Source organism: Chryseobacterium sp. KBW03 (assembly GCF_003852415.1).
GTDB classification, from domain to species: Bacteria; Bacteroidota; Bacteroidia; order Flavobacteriales; family Weeksellaceae; genus Chryseobacterium; species Chryseobacterium viscerum.
In genome coordinates this window covers 27307-50939 of sequence record NZ_QAJO01000007.1, presented here as the reverse complement: position 1 = coordinate 50939, position 23633 = coordinate 27307, and the positions used below count along the sequence as shown (strand labels likewise).

Sequence of the window (23633 nt, the reverse complement as noted above, 5' to 3'; positions counted from 1 at the left end):
TATAACACGATCTTCTTTCCAATCCGGGTATACACAAATATATGGATTTTACAGCAATCCCCCTAGAATGGGTACTTTAAGAAAAAATGATACCCCTGAAAAATCAGAGGTATTCATTGCTAAATATTTAAGGTGTATTAAAAAAATTACTCTTTAATCAATTTTTCGTAAGATGTAGTTCCATCTTTAAGCTGAATTTCAAGATAATAGCTTCCTGTCTTCAGATCTTCGACACTGATATTTTCTCCATCCGGTCTTACTGACTTCACTTTTCTTCCAGTGGCTTCGTAGATATCAATGGATTTTATCTTATCAGCATTTTTGAAATTTACTGTTGTTTTCGCAGGATTTGGGTAAAGACTTACCTTCTTGCTATTGGCAGCAATTTCATTGGTTGATAAAGTAGCGGCAGCCATTGTTAATGATGCATATCCTCTTCCTATATCATGATAACCGATCCCGGTCCCTGTTTTTCTTGAATAAAAAATGTTGATTGTTCCTGCTGCGTTCGCAATAGCAAAATCTCCCGCTCCTCCGGAAAGTGATCTTGTTGCCACCACAGTTCTTGTAGATCCAGATATGGTATTGGAGGTTTCCGTCCAGTCTTGAGAACCATCAACGTTAGGTGTTGTCATTCCAATAAATGTATAATCTCTGTTAGTTGATGAATTATAAATAAATCCGTCTGAACCTGAAGCCATCCCCCCTGTGTTTACACCATTTCCTCCAAAACCTATTCCCAACATAGAGTTACTATCTCCTGTTACTGTAAGGGTTACTCCTGTTGGAGTTGTGTCTAATTTCACCGTCATGGCTGTTGCCGGTAAATTTACCGTTCCTGACGAAAACTGTGCCCAGGCAAAATTTGCAAGTGCTAAACTGAGTGCTAGTAGAGTTTTTTTCATATCAATTTTTTAAAAGATTAATAATTTCTTTGTTGTTGGTTTGTAATGCATATTCAAAAGGAGTCATTCCCATTGAGTCTTTTTTTGTTTTATCTGCTTTATATTTAAGCAGCTGTTCTATCAGTTCCTTATTTCCAGATTTTACAGCCCAGAATAAAGGGGTGTATCCTGTGGCATCTGCAATATTGGGATCTGCTTTTTTCTTCAATAGATGTTCTACCAGATCTTTGTTGTATTTTATGGCAAGACCTGCCAGTGCCGTTCCTTCACGGCTTTTATAGTTCACATCTTTCACGTTGTCGATCAAAAAATCAGCAACACTTGTGTTTCCTCTGTAGCAGGCTAAAATAAGTGGTGAAAAACCGTTTTCATTAACCTGATTAATGACGTCTGGGTTTTGTTTCATCAGTTCCTGTACTTCAGTAACTGTTCCGCTTCTGGCAACATCAAATATTGATTTCGCCTTTTCCTGACCCAATAGCAATGAGCTCAGAAATAGTCCTAATACCAAGATTATGTTTTTCATTGTTTTCCCATTACGTAGTTGTATTCAATATTGACATTTTCAGCTACTTTCTTGGTTACCATTTTAGGGATGGTCACTTTATAATCTACAGGTCTCGCTACAAAACCACCCTGCATATAGATTTTACCATCTTTTGCATATAGAGTTGCTGCAGAAGTAATGGCTTTGTCTACTCCGTGAAAATTAAGAGTTCCCTGAACTGTATATTTTTGAGGGCTTGTGCTCAGCTTTGCTTTATCAAAGTTGATAATTTTCCCTTTGAAAGTTGTTTTCGGATATTTTGCAGATTCGGCATAACTTTCATTAAAATGTTCTTCCATTAGTTTTGTTTTAAAATGAAAGTTTTTAACAGTTGACACCGATGCCATTTCACCGTTGTCTGCATTTAAAATCACTACATTCGTGTCATCCTGAGCAAAAATATTATCAAACAGGGGCACCGAAGCTTCGAAAGTAAGTTTCCCTGTTTTAGAGCTGTATTTCTGTGCTGAAGCGTACCCTGCAGAAAGAAGTAATACGCTTAATAATGTTAATTTTTTCATATCAATTTTTTTAATTTTCATTTAATCCGTCAGCTTTCCATTTGATGAAAATATTGATCTGGGCTGCAGACAGCGATCCTCCCTGCGGCATTTTCCCGGGATCACCATTAGGTCTTTGGATGCGGTCCAGAATTCCGTCTATGTTATTTTTTACCTGATTGTAAGTAACCAGAGGTTTGAAGCTTCCTGCAGAATGACAGCCTATACAGCTGTTATCTATAATTGGTTTCACCTCTGCAGTGTAATTTACAGGTGTAGTGATTGGTGTATTATCAGAAATCTCTTCATAAGTTCTGCTATCACAAGCCGTCAGTATGATTACTGACGATACTATTAATAAGGATGTTAGCTTTTTCATATTAAAAAACTCTATAAAGATTAAACCCAAAGAAAATATGCCCTTTTCCCCATGCTCCTGTGGCATTGGTAAGATATCCGATATCGGAGTTTATCTGGGAGTTCGTCAGTAAAAGCTGGAAAACGTGTCCTCCAGTTTCTATATCCATCCCCAATGACAGAGGGTTTTTATAAAAGCTGTGATCATCAAAATTCACAAAGTATTCTGCATTCAGAGAAACTCTTTTTGAAATTTTATACCGTCCTCCCAAACCTGCCAAAAACTGGTTTTTGTTTTCAATCGTGGGTTCGTAAAGGTTTTTATGAACAAAGGAAGGGGTAAGCTGTAACGAGAACTTATCACTGAATCTTCTTGAGATTAATGCCTGTGTAAGATAAGACAGCCTGTCACTGAACTTAAGGTGTGGATAAGTATCTTTATCCAATTCTGTATTGGCAGCCATTACATTATAGCCTACAATGTCTACAGGAAAGTTTTCGTTTTGTTTTACCAGTCTGTATTTCACTGCTCCTTCAAACGTTTTCATATTCGTTTCTCTGGAAAGGCTTACAGATACTGCATCTGAAATACCGTAGATAACACCTAATTTGGTTGAGGCATGATCCAGACCGAAAAAGTCTTTAAATCCTGCGCTTATGTCTCCAAATCTATGGGCTACGATGATGTACCATTCCTTTTTGGCGGCCAGTTTTGTAGATTGTCCCGTAACAATCTGAAGGGCTTTGAAAGCGGGTTGTGAGGTTTCTGTGTTGGTTTTCACCGTGTCAATATCTTTCAACAGATCTTCCTGTGCAAAGGCAAGACCTGAAGAAAATATTGACAAAAATAAGAGAGTTTTTGTCATATACAATTTAGATTAAATTATTGCTATGACAAACTTATTGAGTTCTCAATTCATAAACAGGTGATAAAAGTCACCAAAGAAATTGTTTTTATCAATTAGAGAGATAAACTTTCCAAACAAATAAAATTAGTCAACTCTAACATTTTCATTTACAGGAACTTTTATTCCTTCTTTCGTCTGAATAATTTCACCTTCGCTTTCAATTTTTTTCAAAACTCGGCTTACCACTTCTCTGGAAGTTCCCAAACTGCTGGCAATTTCACGATGAGTTATCTTAATAGGATTGTTTCCCGTAGATGAAATCTGCTGGTTAATATAATTCAGAACCCTTTTATCCAATCTGTGGAAAACGGCATCATTCACCATACTCATGACCTCTGAAAATCTCCGGTCATATTCATGGTAAAACACTTTATTGATCTCAGGAAATTTTATCAGCCATTCATGTATTATAGAAACAGGAATCAAAACAGCTTCTGAGTCTTCTTCTGCAACCGCGTATACTCTGCTGATATAATCTGTCAGAATGGACGAAAAGGTCATAAGACAGCTGTCTTTCGGCTTAATATAATAGTAGATGAGTTCTCTTCCATCATTAAGTGTAAAAACCTTGATAGAGCCTTTTATTAAGAAGGGTACAAATTTATTTTTCTGCCCCTCTCTTATGATTTCAGTTTTTGCTTTTATATCTATTGCAACCGCATGCTTTTCCAGTTCAGATAAAAAATCAGAACCTAAAAAGCCAAATTTACTTACAGCGAACGAGTTATCAATCATATCTTACTTTTTCTACTTTTTCTAAAACAAAGATATAAAATTGCTATATCGTTATTATATATTTTTATTTTATTAAAGAAAATTAACAATTAGATAAATTCAATCTTTATTTCATTATTGCAGCGTTGAGGATATAAAAAATGCCCTGGTAAAAACCAGGGCATTCTTATTTTATTGTAAAAAGAAATCTTACGCTTGAACGTTGTTCCCTCCTAATACGAAAGGCTCAACTTCTTTGATTTCTCCGAACTGCTGCTCGTAATTAGCGATGTTCTGCTGAAGAGCGTTTAATACTCTTTTAGCGTGAAGTGGAGCAAGAATAACTCTTGATCTTACTTTAGCTTGCTGAACACCTGGCATCAACTGAATAAAGTCTACTACAAATTCAGATGGAGAGTGGTTTACTAAAGCTAAGTTAGCATAGATACCAGCAGCTACCATTTCGTTTAATTCGATGTTGATGTTTCCGTCTTGTGGATTTTGATTGTTGTCCATTGTTATAAATTATGTTTTTAAAATTCGAAATTTGAGATTGTGAAAATATAAAAATAAATTCAAACCCCAAATTTCAAATCATTAATTTTAGTTAAGGTCTTCGAATTCTTTCTTAGAACCTACAATAACATTCTGATATTCTTTAAGACCTGTACCTGCAGGAATTCTGTGTCCTACAATTACATTTTCTTTAAGACCACCTAGGGCATCTACCTTACCAGCAACTGCTGCTTCGTTAAGAACCTTAGTTGTTTCCTGGAATGATGCTGCAGACATGAATGACTTAGTCTGAAGAGCTGCTCTTGTAATACCTTGTAGTACAGGCGTTGCTGTAGCAGGTAAAGCTTCTCTTACTTCAACTAAAGCCTGATCTTCACGCTTCAACTTAGAGTTTTCGTCTCTTAATTCTCTTGCAGTAATCATCTGACCTGGTTTGAATTCTTTAGAATCACCAGCTTCTACTACTACTTTAAGACCGAATACTCTGTTGTTTTCTTCTAGGAAGTCATATTTATGTTCAAGAGCTCCTTCAAGGAATTGAGTATCACCTCCATCTACGATAGATACTTTCGTCATCATCTGTCTTACGATAATTTCGAAGTGCTTGTCGTCGATTTTTACCCCCTGTAGACGGTAAACTTCCTGAATCTCATTTACTAAGTATTCCTGAACCGCAGTTGGTCCTTTGATCTTCAGGATGTCGTCCGGAGTCACTGAACCGTCAGAAAGTGGAGAACCAGCTCTTACGAAGTCATTCTCCTGAACCAAGATCTGGTTAGAAAGTTTTACCAAGTAAATTTTTCTTTCTCCAGTTTTAGCTTCTACGATCAATTCACGGTTACCTCTCTTAATTTTTCCGTAAGAAACTACCCCGTCGATTTCAGTAACAACCGCTGGGTTTGAAGGGTTTCTTGCTTCGAATAATTCGGTAACTCTCGGAAGACCTCCGGTGATATCCCCTGTCTTTGCAGCTTTTCTTGGGATCTTGATTAAAACTTTACCTGCTTTAATTTTTTCACCATCGTTTACCATTAAGTGGGCTCCTACCGGTAAGTTGTAAGCTTTCTGCTCAACTCCTTTAGAGTCTACCACTTTCAGGGTAGGTACGGCTTTCTTATTTCTAGATTCAGAGATTACTTTCTCTTCGAATCCTGTTTGTTCGTCAATTTCCAGTTGGAATGAAATACCCTGGATGATATCTTCATATTCTACTTTACCAGCAGTTTCTGCAATGATAACCGCGTTATACGGATCCCACTTACAGATGACATCTCCTTTTTTCACTTTATCACCTGGTTTTACAGATAATATAGCACCATAAGGTACGTTAGCGATCATTAATGGAGTTTTAGTCTCATTCTCAGCTACCAATCTGAATTCCGTTGTACGTGAAACCACTACTTCTGCAGTGTTACCGTTTTCGTCTTCAGAAGTAATTGTTCTTACTTCATCCAATTCAACGATACCGTCTCTTCTAGCAACAATAGATGGGTTTTCGGAAACGTTTGTTGAAACCCCTCCCTGGTGGAAAGTTCTCAATGTTAACTGAGTTCCCGGTTCACCAATTGACTGCGCGGCAATTACCCCTACAGCTTCACCCATATGGATCACTTTACCTGTTGCCAAGTTTCTACCGTAACATTTTGCACAGATTCCTTTCTTAGCCTCACAAGTTAACGGTGAACGAACTTCAACCGCTTCTAGTCCAGCTTCTTCAATTCTCTTAGCTAATGCTTCGATGATTACCTGATCTGCAGTAGCAATTAGCTCATCAGTTTCAGGATCATAGATATTATGAAGAGATACTCTACCTAAGATTCTTTCAGAAATCTTTTCAACGATCTCGTCATTTTTCTTAAGTGCAGTAACTTCTGTACCTCTTAGAGTTCCACAGTCGTCTTCTGTAACGATAACGTCCTGTGCAACGTCTACCAATCTTCTCGTTAAGTAACCAGCATCGGCTGTCTTAAGAGCGGTATCCGCAAGACCCTTACGAGCACCGTGGGTAGAGATAAAGTACTCTAGAATCGAAAGACCTTCCTTAAAGTTTGCAAGGATCGGGTTTTCGATAATTTCCGCTCCGGTAGAACCGGCTTTTTGCGGTTTTGCCATCAAACCTCTCATCCCTGATAACTGACGGATCTGTTCTTTAGAACCCCTCGCCCCAGAGTCAAGCATCATGTATACAGAATTGAATCCACCTTGGTCAACTTTCATTCTGCTCATGATCATTTCAGTTAATCCAGCGTTGGTGTTTGTCCAAACGTCGATTACCTGGTTATAACGTTCTGTATCTGTAATTAGACCCATGTTATAGTTGGCTCTAATTTCGTCTACTGTTTCAATAGAAGTAGCAATCATTTGCTTTTTCTCAACAGGAACTACAATATCCCCAAGTGAGAAAGAAAGACCTCCTTTGAATGCGTTTGAATACCCTAGGTCTTTCATTGCATCCAAGAACTTCACAGTTGTAGGGAAATCCGTATCAGCAAGAATCTTACCGATAACGTTTCTCAATGATTTCTTCGTAAGAAGTTCATTGATATATCCTGACTGCTTAGGAACGATTTGGTTAAATAAGATTCTACCAACAGAAGTTTCGATTAATTTCGTAGTGATTTCACCGTTTTCTTTGATTGGAAGTCTACATCTTACCTTAGCATTTAAAGAAACTCTACCTTCAGCATAAGCGATTTCCGCTTCCTCAGGAGAATAGAATGCAAGACCTTCCCCTTTTACTTTCATATCTTCTGTAGAGCTCAATTCTTTAGTCATGAAATAAAGACCAAGAACCATGTCCTGAGAAGGTACCGTAATTGGAGAACCGTTTGCAGGGTTCAAGATATTTTGAGAACCTAACATCAATAACTGCGCTTCAAGGATCGCTTCTGGTCCTAACGGTAAGTGTACCGCCATCTGGTCACCATCGAAATCGGCGTTGAATGCTGTTGTTACTAACGGGTGCAGCTGGATTGCCTTACCTTCGATCATCTTAGGTTGGAAAGCCTGAATACCCAGTCTGTGAAGCGTAGGTGCTCTGTTCAGTAGAACAGGGTGACCTTTCATCACGTTTTCAAGGATATCATATACTACAGGTTCTTTTCTGTCGATAATTCTCTTTGCAGATTTCACAGTTTTTACAATCCCTCTTTCAATTAGTTTTCTAATGATAAATGGTTTGTACAATTCAGCTGCCATATCTTTAGGAATACCACATTCGTGAAGCTGTAAGTTTGGACCTACAACAATTACGGAACGCGCCGAGTAATCTACCCTTTTCCCTAGTAAGTTCTGACGGAAACGACCTTGCTTACCTTTCAATGAATCTGAAAGTGATTTCAATGGTCTGTTTGATTCAGATTTTACTGCAGAAGATTTTCTTGTGTTATCGAATAATGAATCTACTGATTCCTGAAGCATACGCTTCTCGTTTCTCAAGATTACTTCAGGAGCTTTGATCTCCAATAATCTCTTCAAACGGTTATTTCTGATAATAACTCTTCTATAAAGGTCATTCAAGTCGGAAGTTGCGAAACGTCCTCCATCCAATGGAACTAATGGTCTTAGTTCTGGTGGGATAACAGGAAGTACACGCATGATCATCCACTCTGGTCTGTTGATCATTCTTGTATTAGCACCTCTTAATGCTTCTACAACGTTCAATCTTTTTAGAGCTTCTGTTCTTCTTTGCTTAGAACCTTCGTTGTGAGCTTTGTGTCTCAAGTCGAAAGACAATGCATCAAGATCGATTCTTTTTAATAGATCTTCAACAGCCTCAGCACCCATTCTGGCGATGAATTTGTTTGGATCAGAATCATCAAGATATTGGTTTTCTACAGGAAGGGTATCCATGATGTCAAGGTACTCTTCTTCTGTAAGGAATTCCATATTTTCAAAATCAGAACCGTCTAATTTTTTAGCAATACCCTGCTGAATCACTACATATCTTTCGTAGTAGATGATCATGTCTAATTTCTTAGAAGGAATTCCTAAAAGGTAACCGATTTTGTTTGGTAAAGAACGGAAATACCAGATATGAGCAATAGGAACAACCAAACCAATATGTCCGATTCTTTCTCTTCTTACTTTTTTCTCGGTAACTTCTACACCACAACGGTCACAAACGATCCCTTTGTAACGAATTCTCTTGTATTTACCACAAGCACATTCGTAATCCTTTACAGGACCAAAGATTTTCTCACAGAATAGCCCGTCTCTTTCCGGTTTGTGAGTTCTGTAGTTAATAGTTTCCGGTTTTAAAACCTCCCCTCTTGAGTCTTGCAAAATAGACTCCGGTGAAGCTAAACCGATGGTTATTTTATTAAATCTACTTGATTTATTTTTATTTGACATTATTTAGATTTTGGATTATAAATTTTGGATTATAGAATTCTGAACTGATTCAAAATTCAACATTCAAAATTTAAAATTATTCCTCAAGTCTTACGTCAAGTCCAAGTCCTTGTAACTCGTGAAGTAATACATTGAATGATTCTGGAATACCTGGTTCAGGCATAGATTCACCTTTTGCAATTGCTTCATAAGTTTTTGCTCTACCAATCACGTCATCAGACTTCACAGTCAGGATTTCTCTAAGGATATTCGATGCACCGAATGCTTCAAGTGCCCAAACCTCCATCTCTCCGAATCTCTGACCTCCGAACTGAGCTTTACCTCCTAACGGCTGTTGAGTAATCAATGAGTAAGGACCGATAGAACGTGCGTGCATCTTATCATCAACCATGTGCCCTAGTTTCAGCATGTAGATAATACCTACTGTAGCGGCCTGAGTAAATCTTTCTCCGGTACCTCCATCATAAAGGTGAGTGTGACCGAATTTAGGAACTCCTGCTTTCTCAGTATATTCAGTGATCTGATCAAGAGTAGCTCCGTCAAAGATCGGCGTAGCGAACTTCATACCCAGCTTCTGGCCAGCCCATCCAAGAACTGTTTCATAAATCTGACCGATGTTCATACGAGAAGGTACCCCTAGTGGATTCAATACGATATCTACTGGTGTTCCGTCTTCAAGGAATGGCATATCTTCTTCACGAACGATTCTTGAAACGATACCTTTGTTACCGTGACGTCCTGCCATTTTATCTCCTACATTCAGTTTACGTTTCTTAGCGATGTAAACTTTAGCCAACTTCATGATTCCTGCAGGAAGCTCATCTCCGATTGAAATTGCAAATTTCTCACGGTTTTTAACTCCTTGGATATCGTTATATTTGATTTTGTAATTGTGAATCAATTGTTTGATCAATTCATTCTTGTCAGCGTCAACTGTCCAGTCTGCACCACTAACGTTTACATAATCTTCAACTGAAGTCAATAATTTGTGAGTGAATTTTACTCCTTTACCGATAATTTCCTCATCAAGGTCGTTTTGTACCCCTTGAGAAGTTTTACCGCTTACCAGTGTATTTAATTTTTCAATTAAAGTATTTCTTAACTCATCAAATTTAGCCTTGTAAGTGTTTTCAATTTCTTCAAGTCTAAGTTTTTCTTCAGTTCTTTTCTTTTTGTCTTTGATGTTTCTTGAGAACAATTTCTTGTTGATCACAACCCCTCTTAATGAAGAGTCTGCTTTCAATGAAGCATCTTTCACATCACCAGCTTTATCACCGAAGATTGCTCTAAGAAGTTTTTCTTCAGGAGTCGGGTCAGATTCACCTTTTGGAGTAATTTTACCAATCATGATATCTCCAGGCTTCACTTCAGCACCGATTCTGATCATACCGTTCTCGTCAAGATCTTTAGTAGCTTCTTCAGAAACGTTTGGAATATCTGCTGTAAGCTCTTCCATACCTAGTTTGGTATCACGAACTTCAAGAGAATACTCATCTACGTGGATTGAAGTAAACCAGTCTTCACGTACAACTTTTTCATTGATTACGATTGCATCCTCAAAGTTGTATCCTTTCCAAGGCATGAACGCTACCACTAAGTTTCTACCAAGAGCCAATTCTCCTTTTTCAGTAGCATAACCATCGCAAAGTACTTGTCCTTTCTCTACTACATCACCTACTCTTACGTTTGGTCTTAGTGTGATCGTTGTACTCTGGTTAGTTTTTCTAAACTTAGTAAGTTTATATGTTTTAGTAGCAGACTCGAATTGTACTAAATCTTCGTCTTCACTTCTTTCATATTTAATAACGATTCTGTCAGCATCTACGTACTCTACAGTACCTGTACCTTCAGCGTTAATTAAGATTCTTGAATCTCTTGCAACTTGCTGCTCAAGCCCAGTACCAACGATTGGAGCCTGTGGCTTCAATAGAGGAACGGCCTGACGCATCATGTTAGATCCCATCAATGCACGGTTCGCATCATCATGCTCCAAGAATGGAATTAATGAAGCGGAAATACCAGAGATCTGGTTTGGTGCAACATCGATAAGGTTAACCTGAGCTGGTTCAACTACCGGGTAGTCACCATCTAATCTTGCAATAATTCTATCTGTTAAGAAATCACCGTTATCGCTCAATTCAACGTTTGCCTGAGCAATTACTTTGTCTTCTTCGTCTTCTGCATTCAGATAGATAGGATCTGCATTAAGCTCAATCTTACCACCTTCTACTTTTCTATACGGAGTTTCGATGAAACCTAGTCTGTTGATTTTAGCATAGATCCCTAGAGATGAAATCAAACCGATGTTTGGTCCTTCCGGAGTTTCAATCGGACAAATTCTTCCGTAGTGAGTATGGTGAACGTCACGAACCTCGAAACCTGCTCTTTCTCTTGATAAACCACCAGGCCCTAGTGCAGATAATCTTCTCTTGTGAGTGATCTCTGATAGAGGGTTGGTTTGGTCCATGAACTGAGAAAGCTGGTTGGTACCAAAGAACGAGTTGATAACAGATGTTAAAGTCTTAGCGTTTACAAGATCAAGTGGAGTAAAGATTTCGTTATCTCTAACGTTCATTCTTTCCTTGATTGTTCTTGCAATTCTTGAAAGACCTACCCCGAACTGTCCTGCTAATTGCTCACCAACAGTTTTAATTCTTCTGTTTGATAAGTGGTCAATATCATCAACATCAGTTTTTGAGTTTACTAACTCAATTAAGTGTCTTACAATCGCAATGATATCTTCTTTTGTAAGAACTTCAGTTGTAGTTGGGATGTTTAGGCTTAACTTTTTGTTTAGTCTGTAACGTCCTACTTCACCTAAAGAGTATCTCTGCTCGGAGAAGAATAATTTTTCAATGATTCCTCTTGCAGTTTCCTCATCGGGTGGATCTGCATTTCTTAACTGACGATAAATGTACTCTACCGCTTCTTTTTCAGAGTTAGTAGGGTCTTTTTGTAATGTATTCTGGATGATAGAGAATTCGTTGCTGTTTTCTTTGTGAATCAGGATTGATTTCACACCAGCATCCAAGATAAGATCTAAATGTTCTTTTTCAAGAATAGTTTCTCTATCCAAGATGATTTCGTTTCTTTCGATAGAAACTACTTCACCTGTATCTTCGTCTACGAAATCTTCGAACCAAGTGTTCAATACTCTCGCAGCCAATGTTCTCCCTTCTACTTTTTTCAGGGCAGCTTTAGAAACTTTCACTTCTTCAGCAAGGTCAAAGATCTGAAGGATGTCCTTGTCAGATTCGTACCCGATTGCTCTTAATAAAGTTGTTAATGGTAATTTTTTCTTACGGTCGATATACGCGTACATTACGCTGTTGATATCCGTTGTAAATTCCATCCAAGATCCTTTGAAAGGGATAATTCTTGAATAGTATAGTTTGGTTCCATTCGCGTGATAAGTTTGTCCGAAGAATACACCAGGTGAACGGTGAAGCTGCGTAACAATAACTCTCTCTGCACCATTGATGATGAAAGAACCACTTGGCGTCATGTAAGGAACCGGACCTAAATATACGTCCTGAACCACAGTTTGGAAATCTTCGTGTTCCGGGTCAGTACAATACAACTTAAGTCTAGCTTTTAGAGGAACTGAATAAGTAAGTCCTCTTTCCACACACTCATCGATTGAATAACGTGGAGAATCTACCAGATAGTCTAAGAATTCTAATACGAATTGGTTTCTTGAATCCGTAATTGGGAAATTCTCTTGGAAAGTCTTGTAAAGAGCTTCTGTCTTTCTGGCTTCAGGAAGTGTATCAAGCTGGAAAAATTCTCTGAAAGACTGGATTTGGATATCCAAAAAGTCAGGAGTGATAATTTTTCCTTTCGCTGATGAGAAATTAATTCTCGGATTTCCTTGAGTTGTTGATTTTGTTTTACTCATAAAACTTTTAAGAAAGGGTTAAAAAATATTTTGATTTATTAAAAAAATATCAGGAGAGAAAAAGTGAAAAGAGGCTGTAAAAAAGAAAAAGTAAAGAAAATTTTGGCGCAATTATCGGTCTTTGTTCTTTATTCTAAGTTCTTTAGATCTTTTGTCTGATTCCTAACTGCAACACTGGTATATCTTTTCACAGTGTAATGCAAAATATTTTTACTACTTTTGAGGCTGTATCACCGCAATATCTATATATACGAAATCCCCTTCATGTTTTCACAATGAAAGAGTTGATTTTCAATATTTTATAAATTTACAAACAATTTTCCGCGCCAAAAGAGGGGCAAAGATACAAAAATTCATCCACAATAACAAATAAATCATCTCATTTTGAGGCTCTTAAAATAAGAGAGACTGCTCAAACATGAGCAGCCTCTCCACAACACAAGCTAATCTTATGATTATTTTACAATAACCTTATAAGATTGTATTTTTGATTTAGTTTCTATTTTAATAATATACACCCCTGTTGGAAGTGAAGAAGTATCAATCCCTGTATTGGCATTAAACTTATCGGTCTTCACGACCTGTCCCTGTGCTGAGAACAATGTATACACCCCTTCTTCCGCTGATGTAATTCTAAGATTGTCTCCCGCTTTTACCGGATTCGGATATACTTTTATATCGTTAGCCGCATTATTAATTTCCGTTGCATTAATTCTTGCAGCAGCATTAGATGCATTTTTCAGCAATGAAGCATACGGTGAAAGTGGAGAATTTGGAGATCCTCTCTTTACAAGGTCTGTATCTACAACTGCCTGAATACCGTCTCTGTCCTTATCATCAATCGTAGAAATGAATCCACCACCCAATGTATCAAGATTTCCTTTTCCGATTTTATAAAGGTCAAGATCTGAACCATCGGAAGTAATATCCAGGAAGTCAGGCTTATCATCCCCATCTGTATTTTTGATTGGGTATTTCAAGATTCCTGAATCAGGTGAAGTTTCCAGAATATCTGCAATACCATTTTTACCTACCGGAACATTACTGTCGATCACTCCATTCTGGTCTGCATCAATCTGATTGATTACTGCCACCGGAATTCCGGATTCGAAAAGATCTAAAATACCATCGTTATCAGAATCAAGATCAAGATAATTAGGAACTGAATCTCCTAATACAGGTGTTAGAAGAATATCCCCTTCATCATCGTCATCCTGGAACTTACCGTTTTTATCAAAATCTTCAATAGCATCAGGAATCCCATCATTATCAGAATCCATATCACATGCATCTACAATACCATCACCATCGGTATCCAATGCTGGAGATTTATCATTTACAGCTGTACATCCTTCTGCACAGTCTGGAATTCCATTTCCATTATTATCTATGCTGTCATCTCCTCCCGAGCACTGATCGAAACAGTTCGGTACTCCATCATTATCATCATCCCTGCTTGCAAATGCATTGTAGATATAATAATTCTGCGGAATACGAATTGCCGTTCCGCTATTGAACGTAATCTTCATACGGTTGAAAGGTTTTGTAGCCTTTCCTCCAACATAGAACTTATTTGAATTTGTAGTGAAGAAGTTTCCACTGATAAGACTTCCTGAACTCGTAAAAGTATCAGTTAATGTATTTCCATTGTATAATGTTACCGTGATATTTTCCAGCACGCTTACCCCGAGAAGATTTCCTGCTTTTTCTACCGTGAATCCAGCCATCGTATTGACAGGAAGCACAGCATTACTGCTTACAGTAGCAAATGCTGAGAAAAGACTAAGGATAGAAGCTGCCGGAACGGTAGCTGTTGCATAATTGGACGGATTATTATCTACAATCGCTTCCGGATTGGTCATTTTAGCTAAAATAAGACCTAGAAATCCTGGTCCTGATGTCCATGAGGCTCCTGTTACCAAGTTTCCAGGAACAGAAGAACCGCTTGTCTGGATCTTATCGTCACATTCGCAAGAAATAGGCTCTTCGAAAGCATAGTATACTTTAAGTGCTCCTAAATTAAATCCTACGGTCTGGGTAATTTTTAACCTTACTTCATTAAAGGGCTTAGTGGTCGTCAATGTAATTTTTTGTTTTCCTGAACCATACCCTAAAACTTTAATATTAATCAAGCCTCCTCCGTCAGATAACTGCTTAGAATCCTGAAGCTGCCCGAAAAGATAAGTTTCTATCGTAATATTCTTTAAAAACTCAGCACTTAATAATTTCCCCTGATCATCCGGCTCTATGACAAATCCAGTTCTGTTCCCTGCAGGATACACCTGATTTTTATCTAAAACTCCCACTGAATAAGATCCCAGTAATCCGATTGGAAGAACGATTGATCCATAAGAGTTCTTATTTCCATCCCCTATTCTTTCTTTATTCTGAACATAAGAAAGCGGAGCCAGGAAACTGCTGCTTCCCGATACATTCCCGTCAACACCACTTCCTGCAATGATATCATCACAAAGACCATTATTATCTGTCGGTACTTTCGCAGGATCAAATGCAAATGCATAATACACATTCATCGCACTGAATACGGAAAGAACATTGGTTTGATATAATCTCACCTCATTAAATTCTTTTGATGTTTTGAAGTGGAGAAATATTCTGTTCTTACTTCCTCCAAATGCAGGTACTGATAAAAGCGTACTGCTGGTAGTTGTTTCCTGAAGAACACCATTTTTATAAGTACTGATCCTCAAAGAACTCAAAAGATCTATCGTAATAAAACTTGTCCCAAGGTCTACATTGAATCCTGTAATATACCCAGCAGGATAGGTTATATTTTTATTTTTCACAGATATTCCGTTTCCACTTAACAAGGAAGCGAAATTTCCCATGCTTACGCTGTTATCCAGGCTGGCATCCACCACCGGATTCATACTTCCGTTATAACATGCTAAGCAAATCCCTGAATTGTTCACAGGTTTTGCTTCTACACCCATCCCACGGATTGGTTCATAGCCCTGCTGCCCCAATACTACTGCAGACATTATGAATGTCATCAGCATAGCAGCTAGCTTTCCGAATAATTTTTTGGTCATATTCATTCTTTTTAAGTTTGTGTTTTTTTGATTAGTTAGTGTAAAGCGCTTTCCAGTTGGTTCCATTACAGCCCTCGTGTACTTTTGCAGTCGTATTATATCGGATCGCTCCTTCCTCAGCACCACTACATGCCGCATCAGCACCAGAAGCAATTCCTTTCATCTGAATAGCAGCTCCTGTAGATGTGGCTGCAGTAGGGACCATATTGATTCCCAATATAGTATCTGTCCCATTGCTTTTATTGAAGAAAACATGTGATTTATTGGCATAAACCATTTGCCCGGCAGCTGCCTGACCTGAAAACCCTATCACCAGAGCTTCTGTACCAGAGGCGGTATTTGCCGAACCGATAGCAATATTATTCAATGATGTTGTATTTCCGCTCCCTATGGTAATTCCTCCACTGTTTATATTACTGTTCCCAACCGTTAGCCCCGTTAAACCTGTTACTGTATTTAAGTTACCAAAGACTAAATTATTCGGGCCGGTAGCACTATTCGTATTCCCTATGACTTTAGCACCATTGTTGGCGGTATTTCCTAGTCCAATAGCTACTGCAGGAAAGTTTCCCTGCGCAGAAACAGCGTTATCTTTTCCCAAAGCCACATTTGAAGAAGTACTGTTGGTTAATGTATTATTTGATCCCCAGGTAAATGAAGCATAAGGACCTGTTGCAGAATTAGAATTCCCTCCCTGTAGCGTTCCATTAATATCCAGTATTCCTTTTACATTTTTCTGAGTGGCCAAAACTAAATTCTGACCATCATTTGTTCCTAAGTAGTTTCCGCTACCGATATTGGCTCCCAAAGCAGCTGTTGCTGCTGTTGTTCCCGTATTTCCCATAGTACGCCAGCTCCCGCTTAAGCTTCCCCATTTCGCACCATCAAAATAATAATACCCTGGTGAGACCACATCAGCAGTCTGCCCGGTAGGTGCAGCTTCGGCTACGGTAATGTATACGATTGCTCCTGTTTGAGCGGTAGTATAGTTTTTGGCTTTCAACTCTATTCCTGTAAGCCTTGGAGCAATCACGCCATCAAATTTATTTGTATTGGAAGGTGATCCTACTATATCAAAGGTTGCCTGAGGCTGAGGAGTATTAATCCCTACCTGAGCTATCATGGGCAATCCAGATGTTAAAAGAGCTAAGGTTAATAATTTGTTTTTCATTGTTAATGGTATTTGCTATTTTTATGTATGTGTGTTTTTATTAAAAGGACAGTTCTCTGGCTTTCTCATTTAAATAATAAATGAATTGCCGGATGATTCGCTAAAGAGTGGTAAACATTATTAGAACTATTTAAGATACAAGAGTATGAGCTGATTTGTCGGGGATTTTAATGAGAAATTTAAACCCTTCAATAAGTTTAAAAGAATTCGTATAGAACTCTTTGGCTTCTTTGAATGCCGGAAGAGCATATTCTTTATTGATTGAATAGGAATGTCCCCATTTATTCCAGCCTGCAACAAATTTTATATCTCTAAGGAATACGATCTGAATATGGCTATCATTAAAAGAAAGAAAGTTGTATTGTGAAGGGATACTATAGAATCTATTGGATTGCTTCTGATCAACGGACCGCTCATTTACCTCTACGAGATTTTTCCCTTCTGCAGGCCATTGATGAACTGAAGCACTTGCTAAGCATTGTTGTAGATAACTATTTATATCTGTGCGATATGGTAATTCAGACTTACCCATAGCTACAGATATAAACTTAGCGTTTAGTTTTCCTACAGCCGCCATCAGCAAAAGAATTGCTATCTTATGGCCACAGGAAAGAAAATAATTTCTATCCAATTATGTTGTGTTTTTTTCGGTACAAATATAATATTTTTTCAATCAAAACAATAATTTATTAAATAAAAATCAATCAAAATAGGTAAACAATAAAATACAGATAAAATATACTATTGATTTTTATCAAATAATCAATCATAATAAAATATTACACAATAGGAAATAAGAATATTCAAATACTATTATATATTAAAAGTCATATTTACAGAGTGTTACAACAAAAAAAAGCCCGGGCAAATTGCCCGGGCTTCTATATTTAGAATAAAATCGAAAATTATTTCAATTCTACTTCAGCACCAGCTTCTTCTAATTGCTTCTTAAGAGCTTCAGCTTCGTCTTTAGAGATACCAGTTTTGATTGGAGCAGGAGCACCATCTACGATATCTTTAGCTTCTTTAAGACCAGCACCAGTTAAATCTTTTACTAATTTAACGATAGCTAATTTAGAAGCACCTGCAGACTTAAGAATTACGTCGAATTCAGTTTTTTCTTCAGCAGCTTCTCCACCACCTGCAGCAACTACTACAGCAGCAGCAGCTGGCTCAATTCCGTACTCATCCTTAAGGATAGTAGCTAATTCGTTTACGTCTTTTACTGTTAAGTTTACTAGCGTTTCAGCTAAATTTTTTAAATCTGACATTGTTGTAATGTTTTTGTTGATTATTTATTTAATTTTTTGAGAGTAATTATTCAGCACTTGGAGTTTCTTCCGTGCTTTCTGCAGCAGGAGCTTCTGGAGCCACCTCAGCAGGAGTTTCTTCAACAGCAGGAGCAGCTTCTTCAGCTTTAGCTTCTACAGTTTCAGATTTGTTTTGAAGAGCAGAAACAACTCTTTGAATTGGAGATTGAAGTAATCCAATGATTTCTCCGATCATTTCTTCTCTAGACTTGATGTTAGCAAGTGCAGATAAGTTTTCGTCTCCAACATAGAAGGTTTCCTGAACAAAAGCAGACTTTAAAGCTGGCTTTTCTTCTTTCTTTCTGAACCCTTGGATTAATTTTGCTGGACCGTTTGCAGTCTCAGAAATCATTAATGCAGAGTTTCCTTTAAAAGTCTGGAACATTTCAGAGTAATCTACTCCTTCAATTTGTTCCATTGCTTTTTGTAAAAGTGTATTTTTTACAACTTTTACTTTGATATTTTGCTTGAAAGCCTGTCTTCTGAATTCTGAAGACTTAGCAGCGTTCAAACCGTCTAGATCCGCTACGTATACTACTTTTGCATCCTGAAGCAAGTCTTTGATCTCTTGTATTGCTACAACTTTTTGGTCTTTTGTCATTGTCTTAAGGATTTATATTAGTTAACAGATTTAGTATCAATTGCAATACCAGGGCTCATTGTAGAAGACAAATAAATGCTTTTTACATAAGTACCTTTAGCAGCAGTTGGCTTCATTTTGATCAATGTAGAGATCAATTCCTGCGCGTTTTCTTTGATCTTAGCAGCATCGAAAGATACTTTACCAATACCAGCGTGGATGATACCATACTTGTCTACTTTGAAATCAATTTTACCTGCTTTCACTTCAGTTACTGCTTTACCAATTTCCATTGTTACAGTTCCTGATTTAGGGTTAGGCATTAGACCTCTTGGACCTAATACTCTACCTAATGGACCTAATTTACCCATTACAGCTGGCATAGTAACGATAACGTCAACATCTGTCCAACCTTCTTTGATTTTTTGTAAATATTCGTCAAGACCTACATAGTCAGCACCAGCAGCTTTAGCTTCTGCTTCTTTATCTGGAGTTACAAGAGCTAATACTTTAACATCTTTACCAGTACCGTGAGGAAGAGATACAACACCTCTTACCATTTGGTTTGCTTTTCTAGGGTCTACACCTAATCTTACAGCGATATCTACAGAAGCATCAAACTTTGTAGTGTTCACCTCTTTTACAAGAGCTGAACCTTCTTCAAGGTTATAGATTCTTCCTTTTTCTACTTTACTTAAAGCTTCCTTTTGCTTTTTTGTCAATTTTGCCATTTCTTTAGGTTTTAAGCGTTAGTTGGTTTAGTTCCTGTTACTTTTAATCCCATAGATCTAGCAGTACCTGCAACCATAGAAAGAGCAGAGTCCAGTGTAAAGCAGTTAAGATCTGCCATTTTATCTTCAGCGATCTTTTTCACTTGATCCCAAGATACAGAACCTACTTTGTTTCTGTTTGGTTCACCAGAACCACCCTTGATTTTAGCCGCATCCATTAACTGGATTGCTGCAGGAGGAGTTTTAATTACGAATTCAAAAGATTTGTCTTCGTATACTGTAATTACTACAGGTAAAACTTGTCCTGGCTTATCTTGGGTTCTTCCGTTAAATTGCTTACAAAACTCCATGATGTTCACACCTGCAGAACCCAATGCTGGACCTACTGGTGGAGAAGGGTTAGCTGCGCCACCTTTCACCTGAAGCTTTACCATTTTAAAGACTTTCTTAGCCATTGTTTGTTTTTTAAATTTGAATAATTAATGAGTTTGGAAGCATTTATTATTCAGCAGGTTATCCTACTCACTTATGATAAACCTACTTTTTGGACTGCAAAAGTATAAAATATTTTTGAAATAGCAAACGGAAATTGCTGATTTTTAAAAAGTTTAAGAAAAAAAAATTATAAAGTACAGCAATCCATTTTATAATATTGCCAAGAAGATATAAAACAAAAACGGCCATTTAAATTAAATGACCGTTTTTTATAAAAAGAAAGTATTTTTAAAAACCAGATGGTTTATTAATCGTTTGTGTAGAACCATCAGTACCACCAAGATCAGCATTGATATCGCTGATATTCTGTTTTTCAATCAATCTTCTATACGCCATCAGATAAAGGTCAACAGTAAAGTTGTTATATGTTCTTGATGGAGTGGCTGAAGACACTGAGAGAAGTCTGCTGTCAGTAAACCTTGCTCTGATATGCCATGTTCCGTTACTTTTAAAGGCAACAACATCCGGAGATCCCTGTTTGTTATCATTCACACCATTGTCTCCATAATCAAGCATAACATTTGTAGTTCCATCATTTAGTTTGAATGAGTAGTTATGAAGTATAACCAGAAAATTGTTTGCATCAATTTTGGTATCATAGTCTGTAATTCCTGCTCCGGATATTCCTGTAAGGGTAAGCTTAAGATAATTAAATAACCCACTGCTTTCTAAGGTCGGATCATACAACTGCAAGCCATTTTGTGAAGTAGCCAAAAAGCTTCCTCCCGTCATGGTAGGCTCTCCCGGATTTCTTAAATATAAAGAATTTGTATATGTTTTTCCGTTAACGTCAAGTGTTTCTGTAGGGTTTGCTGTATTGATCCCTACTTTTCCTTTCTGGGCATTCAGAAATATCCCAAGGCACATGATTATTGTGATATAAATTTTTCTTTTCATAGTTTTTTATTGAAGCCCTATAGGCGTATTGGTTGATACTCCTGAATAACCAGGTGACGATGATGCAGAAACCGAACCGTTGAAGGTTCCCCAGTCTTTTACCAGTGATTTTTCAAAAACATTCAGCGTAAGTGTCCATGTTCCGTTTTGGGAAGAAACGGTTCCTGCCCCTTTAAAAGCTAAATTAATGGCATGGTAGTTTTTACCTCCACTCACAACCTGAGTAACTTCTGTGGCATAAGAACCATATGATTTTGGATTGGTTGTCGTGTTTGCTGCCGACACCGCTCCTGTAAAAACAGCACCTGTAATTGCTACTACATATTTATTAACATCCAATCCTGTATTGAGATTCACAACTTCATCTTGTCTTACATTGGTCAATACAACATTATACATATTTACAGGGGCTACATTACGGAGCGAGATATCCAGCAGCTTCACCTTACCTACCGGTGAAGTATCTTTAGAACGAGTAAGGAGAAGATAATTTCCGCTTGCCTTCGTGTTTTCAGTATCTATTAAATAGGACTCTACCAATGTTTCTCCTTCAACATCAAGAGTTCCCTGAGGTGTTTTAGTATTAATTCCTACTTGAGCGTTTATGCTTAAAGCAGCAAAACCCGTAAAGAGGATTGCAATAATTTTTTTCATATCGTATTTTATTGAATTAATGGAGCTGCTGCAGCACCTGTAGTTGAAGCATTAAGATTTTGTGTAGAATTAAAATCTTTGGCATATGATCTGTCAAATACCAATAAATTCAGTGTCCAGATTCCCGTTGGGAAAGAGTTATCGGGAGCAAATCCCTGATAATCTGCTTTAAGCTTCCATGTTCCTCCTGATGAATATGCAAAGATCTGAGGCATTGGAGTAACCCAGTCTGCAGTAAAAGTTCTTGTAGGCTGTGTAAATCCAAAAGATGAGATAACTACCAGAAATTTAGTAGAATTAATCATTGTGTCAAACTGATTTACCCAATCTTTATCAGAAGGATCACAGGTGATTTTGAACTGAATAAGATTAATGGGTGCCGGTGAATTGGGTACAAAAGAGTCATTGTACGCTGTAATTTTGTTTTCCGGAGCAGGAGATTTGATAATGAAAGTGTAATTCTCATCCGCCTTCAGTTTTTCCATCGGCTGTTTGAAAACAATTCCTGATGTCTTCATTGTACCGTTTACGCTAAGTTGCTTCTCCGGTGTTGTGGTATTGATGCCAACCTGAGCACTGGTGAGCACAGATGCCCCCACCAAAATGATCATCGAAATAATTTTTGTCATTGGGTTATGTGTTTATATAAGCTTGTGTTTTTGAATACCTAATCCAATTTTTTATGCTTTTAGTTAAAAACATAAAATATTCATACACCTGCAAATAGTGTATAGAAATAAAAAGCATAAAATTTTATGGATTATTTAACAGTTGGTTTGCAAGAAGTATGCCATCTAAAAGTGAATTAAGTAAAAGAAAAAAGCTTTGGAGTAAAAAAAAACACAAATAATCCCTAAAAGGAGAAAATTAATACAAAGCAAAGTACGCGATAGAAGTAATCAACAGAAGAATATATTTTAAACCATTAAAAAAATAATAATCAGAAAGTTTATATACATTTAATATATAGACAAAATCGAAATTTATTTTCAACATTTAAGCAAAGTTTTACAGTAGGAGGATTTTACTTATTGGAAAATTTAAAGCTAAAATCTGTTTCCATGAATTGCTTCATAATCTTATCTTCATCATTTATAATTAATACGTAATTCATGTAGAAAAGCAAAAAAGACCGCTTAATAGCGGTCTTTTATATTTTATATAAGTAATTATTATACTTTTTCTACTTGCATATAGCTAAGCTCCATTGGAGTTTTTCTACCGAAGATCAATACAGAAACTTCAATTTTCTTTTTGTCTTCAAGAATTTTCTCAACTGTACCATTGAATCCGTTGAAAGGTCCATCGATTACTTTAACGTTTTCACCTACTACATAAGGAATTTCAATATCGCTTGCGAATTCAGAAAGTTCATCCATTCTTCCAAGCATTCTGTTTACCTCTGATTTTCTCATTGGAACAGGATCTCCTCCTTTTGTTAAACTTAAGAAAGAAATAACCCCAGGAATATTCTTGATAGCGTGAGGAATCTCTCCCATCAGATCAGCTTCAATCATCAAGTATCCAGGATAGTAAGGTCTTTCTTTAGGAACTTTTTTACCGTTTCTAATTTGGATTACCTTTTCCATAGGAATAACCACTTGAGTAACGTACTGCTCAAACCCTAGACGTTTGATTTCTGTCTCAATATAGTTTTTCACTTTATTTTCCTGTCCGCTGATTGCTTTCAGCACATACCATTTCAATTCGCTCATTATGGGAAAATACTTAATTATTAATTGAACAAGTTGATTAGCATTCCTATTATGTTGCTGACTGCTTTTGAAAACAATTCATCAACTCCAAAGGTAAATAATGCCAGAATCACTGTCGCAATAGTCACCACGATTGTAGAAGACTGAAGGTCAGCCCATTTTGGCCATTCAACCTTATGTCTGAATTCGTTATAAGAACCTTTTAAAAAATCGACAAATGAACTCATAATTTATATTTGCACGGGCACAAGGATTCGAACCCTGATCAACGGTTTTGGAGACCGGTATCCTACCATTGGACGATGCCCGTAGATTAAAAGCTCCGTAAA

Annotated in this window: 21 protein-coding genes and 1 tRNA gene; all 22 read right to left on the bottom strand. The window is 37.3% G+C overall.

Annotation, left to right across the window (positions count from 1 at the left end; translation table 11 throughout):
- Positions 1 to 146: 146 nt before the first annotated feature.
- A complete protein-coding gene (locus DBR39_RS16155) occupies positions 147 to 905 on the bottom strand; it encodes a T9SS type A sorting domain-containing protein (protein WP_124534798.1) in 759 nt (252 codons plus the stop codon).
- Position 906: 1 nt separating this feature from the next.
- Complete coding sequence (locus DBR39_RS16150) at positions 907 to 1431, bottom strand: ankyrin repeat domain-containing protein (RefSeq protein WP_124534796.1); 525 nt, start codon at positions 1429 to 1431, stop codon at positions 907 to 909.
- Complete coding sequence (locus tag DBR39_RS16145) at positions 1428 to 1973, bottom strand: YceI family protein (RefSeq protein ID WP_124534794.1); 546 nt, start codon at positions 1971 to 1973, stop codon at positions 1428 to 1430. Before DBR39_RS16145 ends, DBR39_RS16150 begins: the two co-directional genes overlap by 4 nt.
- 10 nt (positions 1974 to 1983) lie before the next feature.
- Positions 1984 to 2331: a hypothetical protein gene (locus DBR39_RS16140; RefSeq protein WP_228447852.1), complete on the bottom strand. Its 348-nt coding sequence runs from the start codon at positions 2329 to 2331 to the stop codon at positions 1984 to 1986.
- 1 nt (position 2332) lies between these two features.
- Positions 2333 to 3175 (bottom strand): DUF5777 family beta-barrel protein, encoded by an 843-nt coding sequence (locus DBR39_RS16135; protein WP_124534790.1) that lies wholly within the window; start codon positions 3173 to 3175, stop codon positions 2333 to 2335.
- A gap of 126 nt (positions 3176 to 3301) precedes the next feature.
- Complete coding sequence (locus DBR39_RS16130; protein ID WP_124534788.1) at positions 3302 to 3952, bottom strand: Crp/Fnr family transcriptional regulator; 651 nt, start codon at positions 3950 to 3952, stop codon at positions 3302 to 3304.
- 189 nt (positions 3953 to 4141) lie between these two features.
- On the bottom strand, positions 4142 to 4447 hold the full coding sequence (locus DBR39_RS16125) for a DUF3467 domain-containing protein (protein WP_002976436.1): 306 nt from the start codon (positions 4445 to 4447) through the stop codon (positions 4142 to 4144).
- Between the two features lie 87 nt (positions 4448 to 4534).
- On the bottom strand, positions 4535 to 8800 hold the full coding sequence (gene rpoC, locus DBR39_RS16120) for a DNA-directed RNA polymerase subunit beta' (protein ID WP_124534786.1): 4266 nt from the start codon (positions 8798 to 8800) through the stop codon (positions 4535 to 4537).
- Positions 8801 to 8876: 76 nt separating this feature from the next.
- Positions 8877 to 12698, bottom strand: coding sequence for a DNA-directed RNA polymerase subunit beta (rpoB, locus tag DBR39_RS16115; RefSeq protein WP_124534784.1), 3822 nt, complete (start codon positions 12696 to 12698; stop codon positions 8877 to 8879).
- 455 nt (positions 12699 to 13153) lie between these two features.
- On the bottom strand, positions 13154 to 15751 hold the full coding sequence (locus DBR39_RS16110; protein ID WP_185147202.1) for a T9SS type A sorting domain-containing protein: 2598 nt from the start codon (positions 15749 to 15751) through the stop codon (positions 13154 to 13156).
- 31 nt (positions 15752 to 15782) lie between these two features.
- Positions 15783 to 16922, bottom strand: coding sequence for a hypothetical protein (locus tag DBR39_RS24290; RefSeq protein WP_185147201.1), 1140 nt, complete (start codon positions 16920 to 16922; stop codon positions 15783 to 15785).
- Between the two features lie 130 nt (positions 16923 to 17052).
- Positions 17053 to 17553 (bottom strand): hypothetical protein, encoded by a 501-nt coding sequence (locus DBR39_RS16105; RefSeq protein ID WP_124534780.1) that lies wholly within the window; start codon positions 17551 to 17553, stop codon positions 17053 to 17055.
- Positions 17554 to 17827: 274 nt separating this feature from the next.
- Positions 17828 to 18193, bottom strand: coding sequence for a 50S ribosomal protein L7/L12 (rplL, locus tag DBR39_RS16100; protein ID WP_007845452.1), 366 nt, complete (start codon positions 18191 to 18193; stop codon positions 17828 to 17830).
- Between the two features lie 46 nt (positions 18194 to 18239).
- The gene (rplJ, locus tag DBR39_RS16095; RefSeq protein WP_124534778.1) at positions 18240 to 18833 is read right to left on the bottom strand and encodes a 50S ribosomal protein L10; all 594 of its coding nucleotides are present in this window, start codon (positions 18831 to 18833) and stop codon (positions 18240 to 18242) included.
- Positions 18834 to 18850: 17 nt separating this feature from the next.
- Complete coding sequence (rplA, locus tag DBR39_RS16090) at positions 18851 to 19543, bottom strand: 50S ribosomal protein L1 (RefSeq protein ID WP_047099699.1); 693 nt, start codon at positions 19541 to 19543, stop codon at positions 18851 to 18853.
- 11 nt (positions 19544 to 19554) lie between these two features.
- Positions 19555 to 19998, bottom strand: a complete 444-nt coding sequence (rplK, locus tag DBR39_RS16085) for a 50S ribosomal protein L11 (protein ID WP_103235446.1) — start codon at positions 19996 to 19998, stop codon at positions 19555 to 19557.
- Positions 19999 to 20266: 268 nt separating this feature from the next.
- On the bottom strand, positions 20267 to 20935 hold the full coding sequence (locus tag DBR39_RS16080; protein ID WP_109739065.1) for a hypothetical protein: 669 nt from the start codon (positions 20933 to 20935) through the stop codon (positions 20267 to 20269).
- Between the two features lie 6 nt (positions 20936 to 20941).
- Entirely contained in the window at positions 20942 to 21589 is a 648-nt protein-coding gene (locus tag DBR39_RS16075; RefSeq protein ID WP_124534776.1) for a hypothetical protein, read from the bottom strand.
- A gap of 8 nt (positions 21590 to 21597) precedes the next feature.
- On the bottom strand, positions 21598 to 22218 hold the full coding sequence (locus DBR39_RS16070) for a hypothetical protein (RefSeq protein ID WP_124534774.1): 621 nt from the start codon (positions 22216 to 22218) through the stop codon (positions 21598 to 21600).
- A gap of 543 nt (positions 22219 to 22761) precedes the next feature.
- Positions 22762 to 23304: a transcription termination/antitermination protein NusG gene (nusG, locus tag DBR39_RS16065; protein WP_103233341.1), complete on the bottom strand. Its 543-nt coding sequence runs from the start codon at positions 23302 to 23304 to the stop codon at positions 22762 to 22764.
- A 20-nt stretch (positions 23305 to 23324) separates the two neighbouring features.
- On the bottom strand, positions 23325 to 23531 hold the full coding sequence (secE, locus tag DBR39_RS16060) for a preprotein translocase subunit SecE (RefSeq protein ID WP_103233340.1): 207 nt from the start codon (positions 23529 to 23531) through the stop codon (positions 23325 to 23327).
- Between the two features lie 12 nt (positions 23532 to 23543).
- A tRNA-Trp gene (locus DBR39_RS16055) sits at positions 23544 to 23614 on the bottom strand.
- Positions 23615 to 23633 lie beyond the last annotated feature (19 nt).

Excerpts from the sequence above, each read along its gene's own strand:
- DBR39_RS16155 (WP_124534798.1), bottom strand. The coding sequence starts at position 905 with ATGAAAAAAACTCTACTAGCACTCAGTTTAGCACTTGCAAATTTTGCC.
- DBR39_RS16150 (WP_124534796.1), bottom strand. The coding sequence starts at position 1,431 with ATGAAAAACATAATCTTGGTATTAGGACTATTTCTGAGCTCATTGCTA.
- DBR39_RS16145 (WP_124534794.1), bottom strand. The coding sequence starts at position 1,973 with ATGAAAAAATTAACATTATTAAGCGTATTACTTCTTTCTGCAGGGTAC.
- DBR39_RS16140 (WP_228447852.1), bottom strand. The coding sequence starts at position 2,331 with ATGAAAAAGCTAACATCCTTATTAATAGTATCGTCAGTAATCATACTG.
- DBR39_RS16135 (WP_124534790.1), bottom strand. The coding sequence starts at position 3,175 with ATGACAAAAACTCTCTTATTTTTGTCAATATTTTCTTCAGGTCTTGCC.
- DBR39_RS16130 (WP_124534788.1), bottom strand. The coding sequence starts at position 3,952 with ATGATTGATAACTCGTTCGCTGTAAGTAAATTTGGCTTTTTAGGTTCT.
- DBR39_RS16125 (WP_002976436.1), bottom strand. The coding sequence starts at position 4,447 with ATGGACAACAATCAAAATCCACAAGACGGAAACATCAACATCGAATTA.
- rpoC (WP_124534786.1), bottom strand. The coding sequence starts at position 8,800 with ATGTCAAATAAAAATAAATCAAGTAGATTTAATAAAATAACCATCGGT.
- rpoB (WP_124534784.1), bottom strand. The coding sequence starts at position 12,698 with ATGAGTAAAACAAAATCAACAACTCAAGGAAATCCGAGAATTAATTTC.
- DBR39_RS16110 (WP_185147202.1), bottom strand. The coding sequence starts at position 15,751 with ATGACCAAAAAATTATTCGGAAAGCTAGCTGCTATGCTGATGACATTC.
- DBR39_RS24290 (WP_185147201.1), bottom strand. The coding sequence starts at position 16,922 with ATGAAAAACAAATTATTAACCTTAGCTCTTTTAACATCTGGATTGCCC.
- rplL (WP_007845452.1), bottom strand. The coding sequence starts at position 18,193 with ATGTCAGATTTAAAAAATTTAGCTGAAACGCTAGTAAACTTAACAGTA.
- rplJ (WP_124534778.1), bottom strand. The coding sequence starts at position 18,833 with ATGACAAAAGACCAAAAAGTTGTAGCAATACAAGAGATCAAAGACTTG.
- rplA (WP_047099699.1), bottom strand. The coding sequence starts at position 19,543 with ATGGCAAAATTGACAAAAAAGCAAAAGGAAGCTTTAAGTAAAGTAGAA.
- rplK (WP_103235446.1), bottom strand. The coding sequence starts at position 19,998 with ATGGCTAAGAAAGTCTTTAAAATGGTAAAGCTTCAGGTGAAAGGTGGC.
- DBR39_RS16080 (WP_109739065.1), bottom strand. The coding sequence starts at position 20,935 with ATGAAAAGAAAAATTTATATCACAATAATCATGTGCCTTGGGATATTT.
- DBR39_RS16075 (WP_124534776.1), bottom strand. The coding sequence starts at position 21,589 with ATGAAAAAAATTATTGCAATCCTCTTTACGGGTTTTGCTGCTTTAAGC.
- DBR39_RS16070 (WP_124534774.1), bottom strand. The coding sequence starts at position 22,218 with ATGACAAAAATTATTTCGATGATCATTTTGGTGGGGGCATCTGTGCTC.
- nusG (WP_103233341.1), bottom strand. The coding sequence starts at position 23,304 with ATGAGCGAATTGAAATGGTATGTGCTGAAAGCAATCAGCGGACAGGAA.
- secE (WP_103233340.1), bottom strand. The coding sequence starts at position 23,531 with ATGAGTTCATTTGTCGATTTTTTAAAAGGTTCTTATAACGAATTCAGA.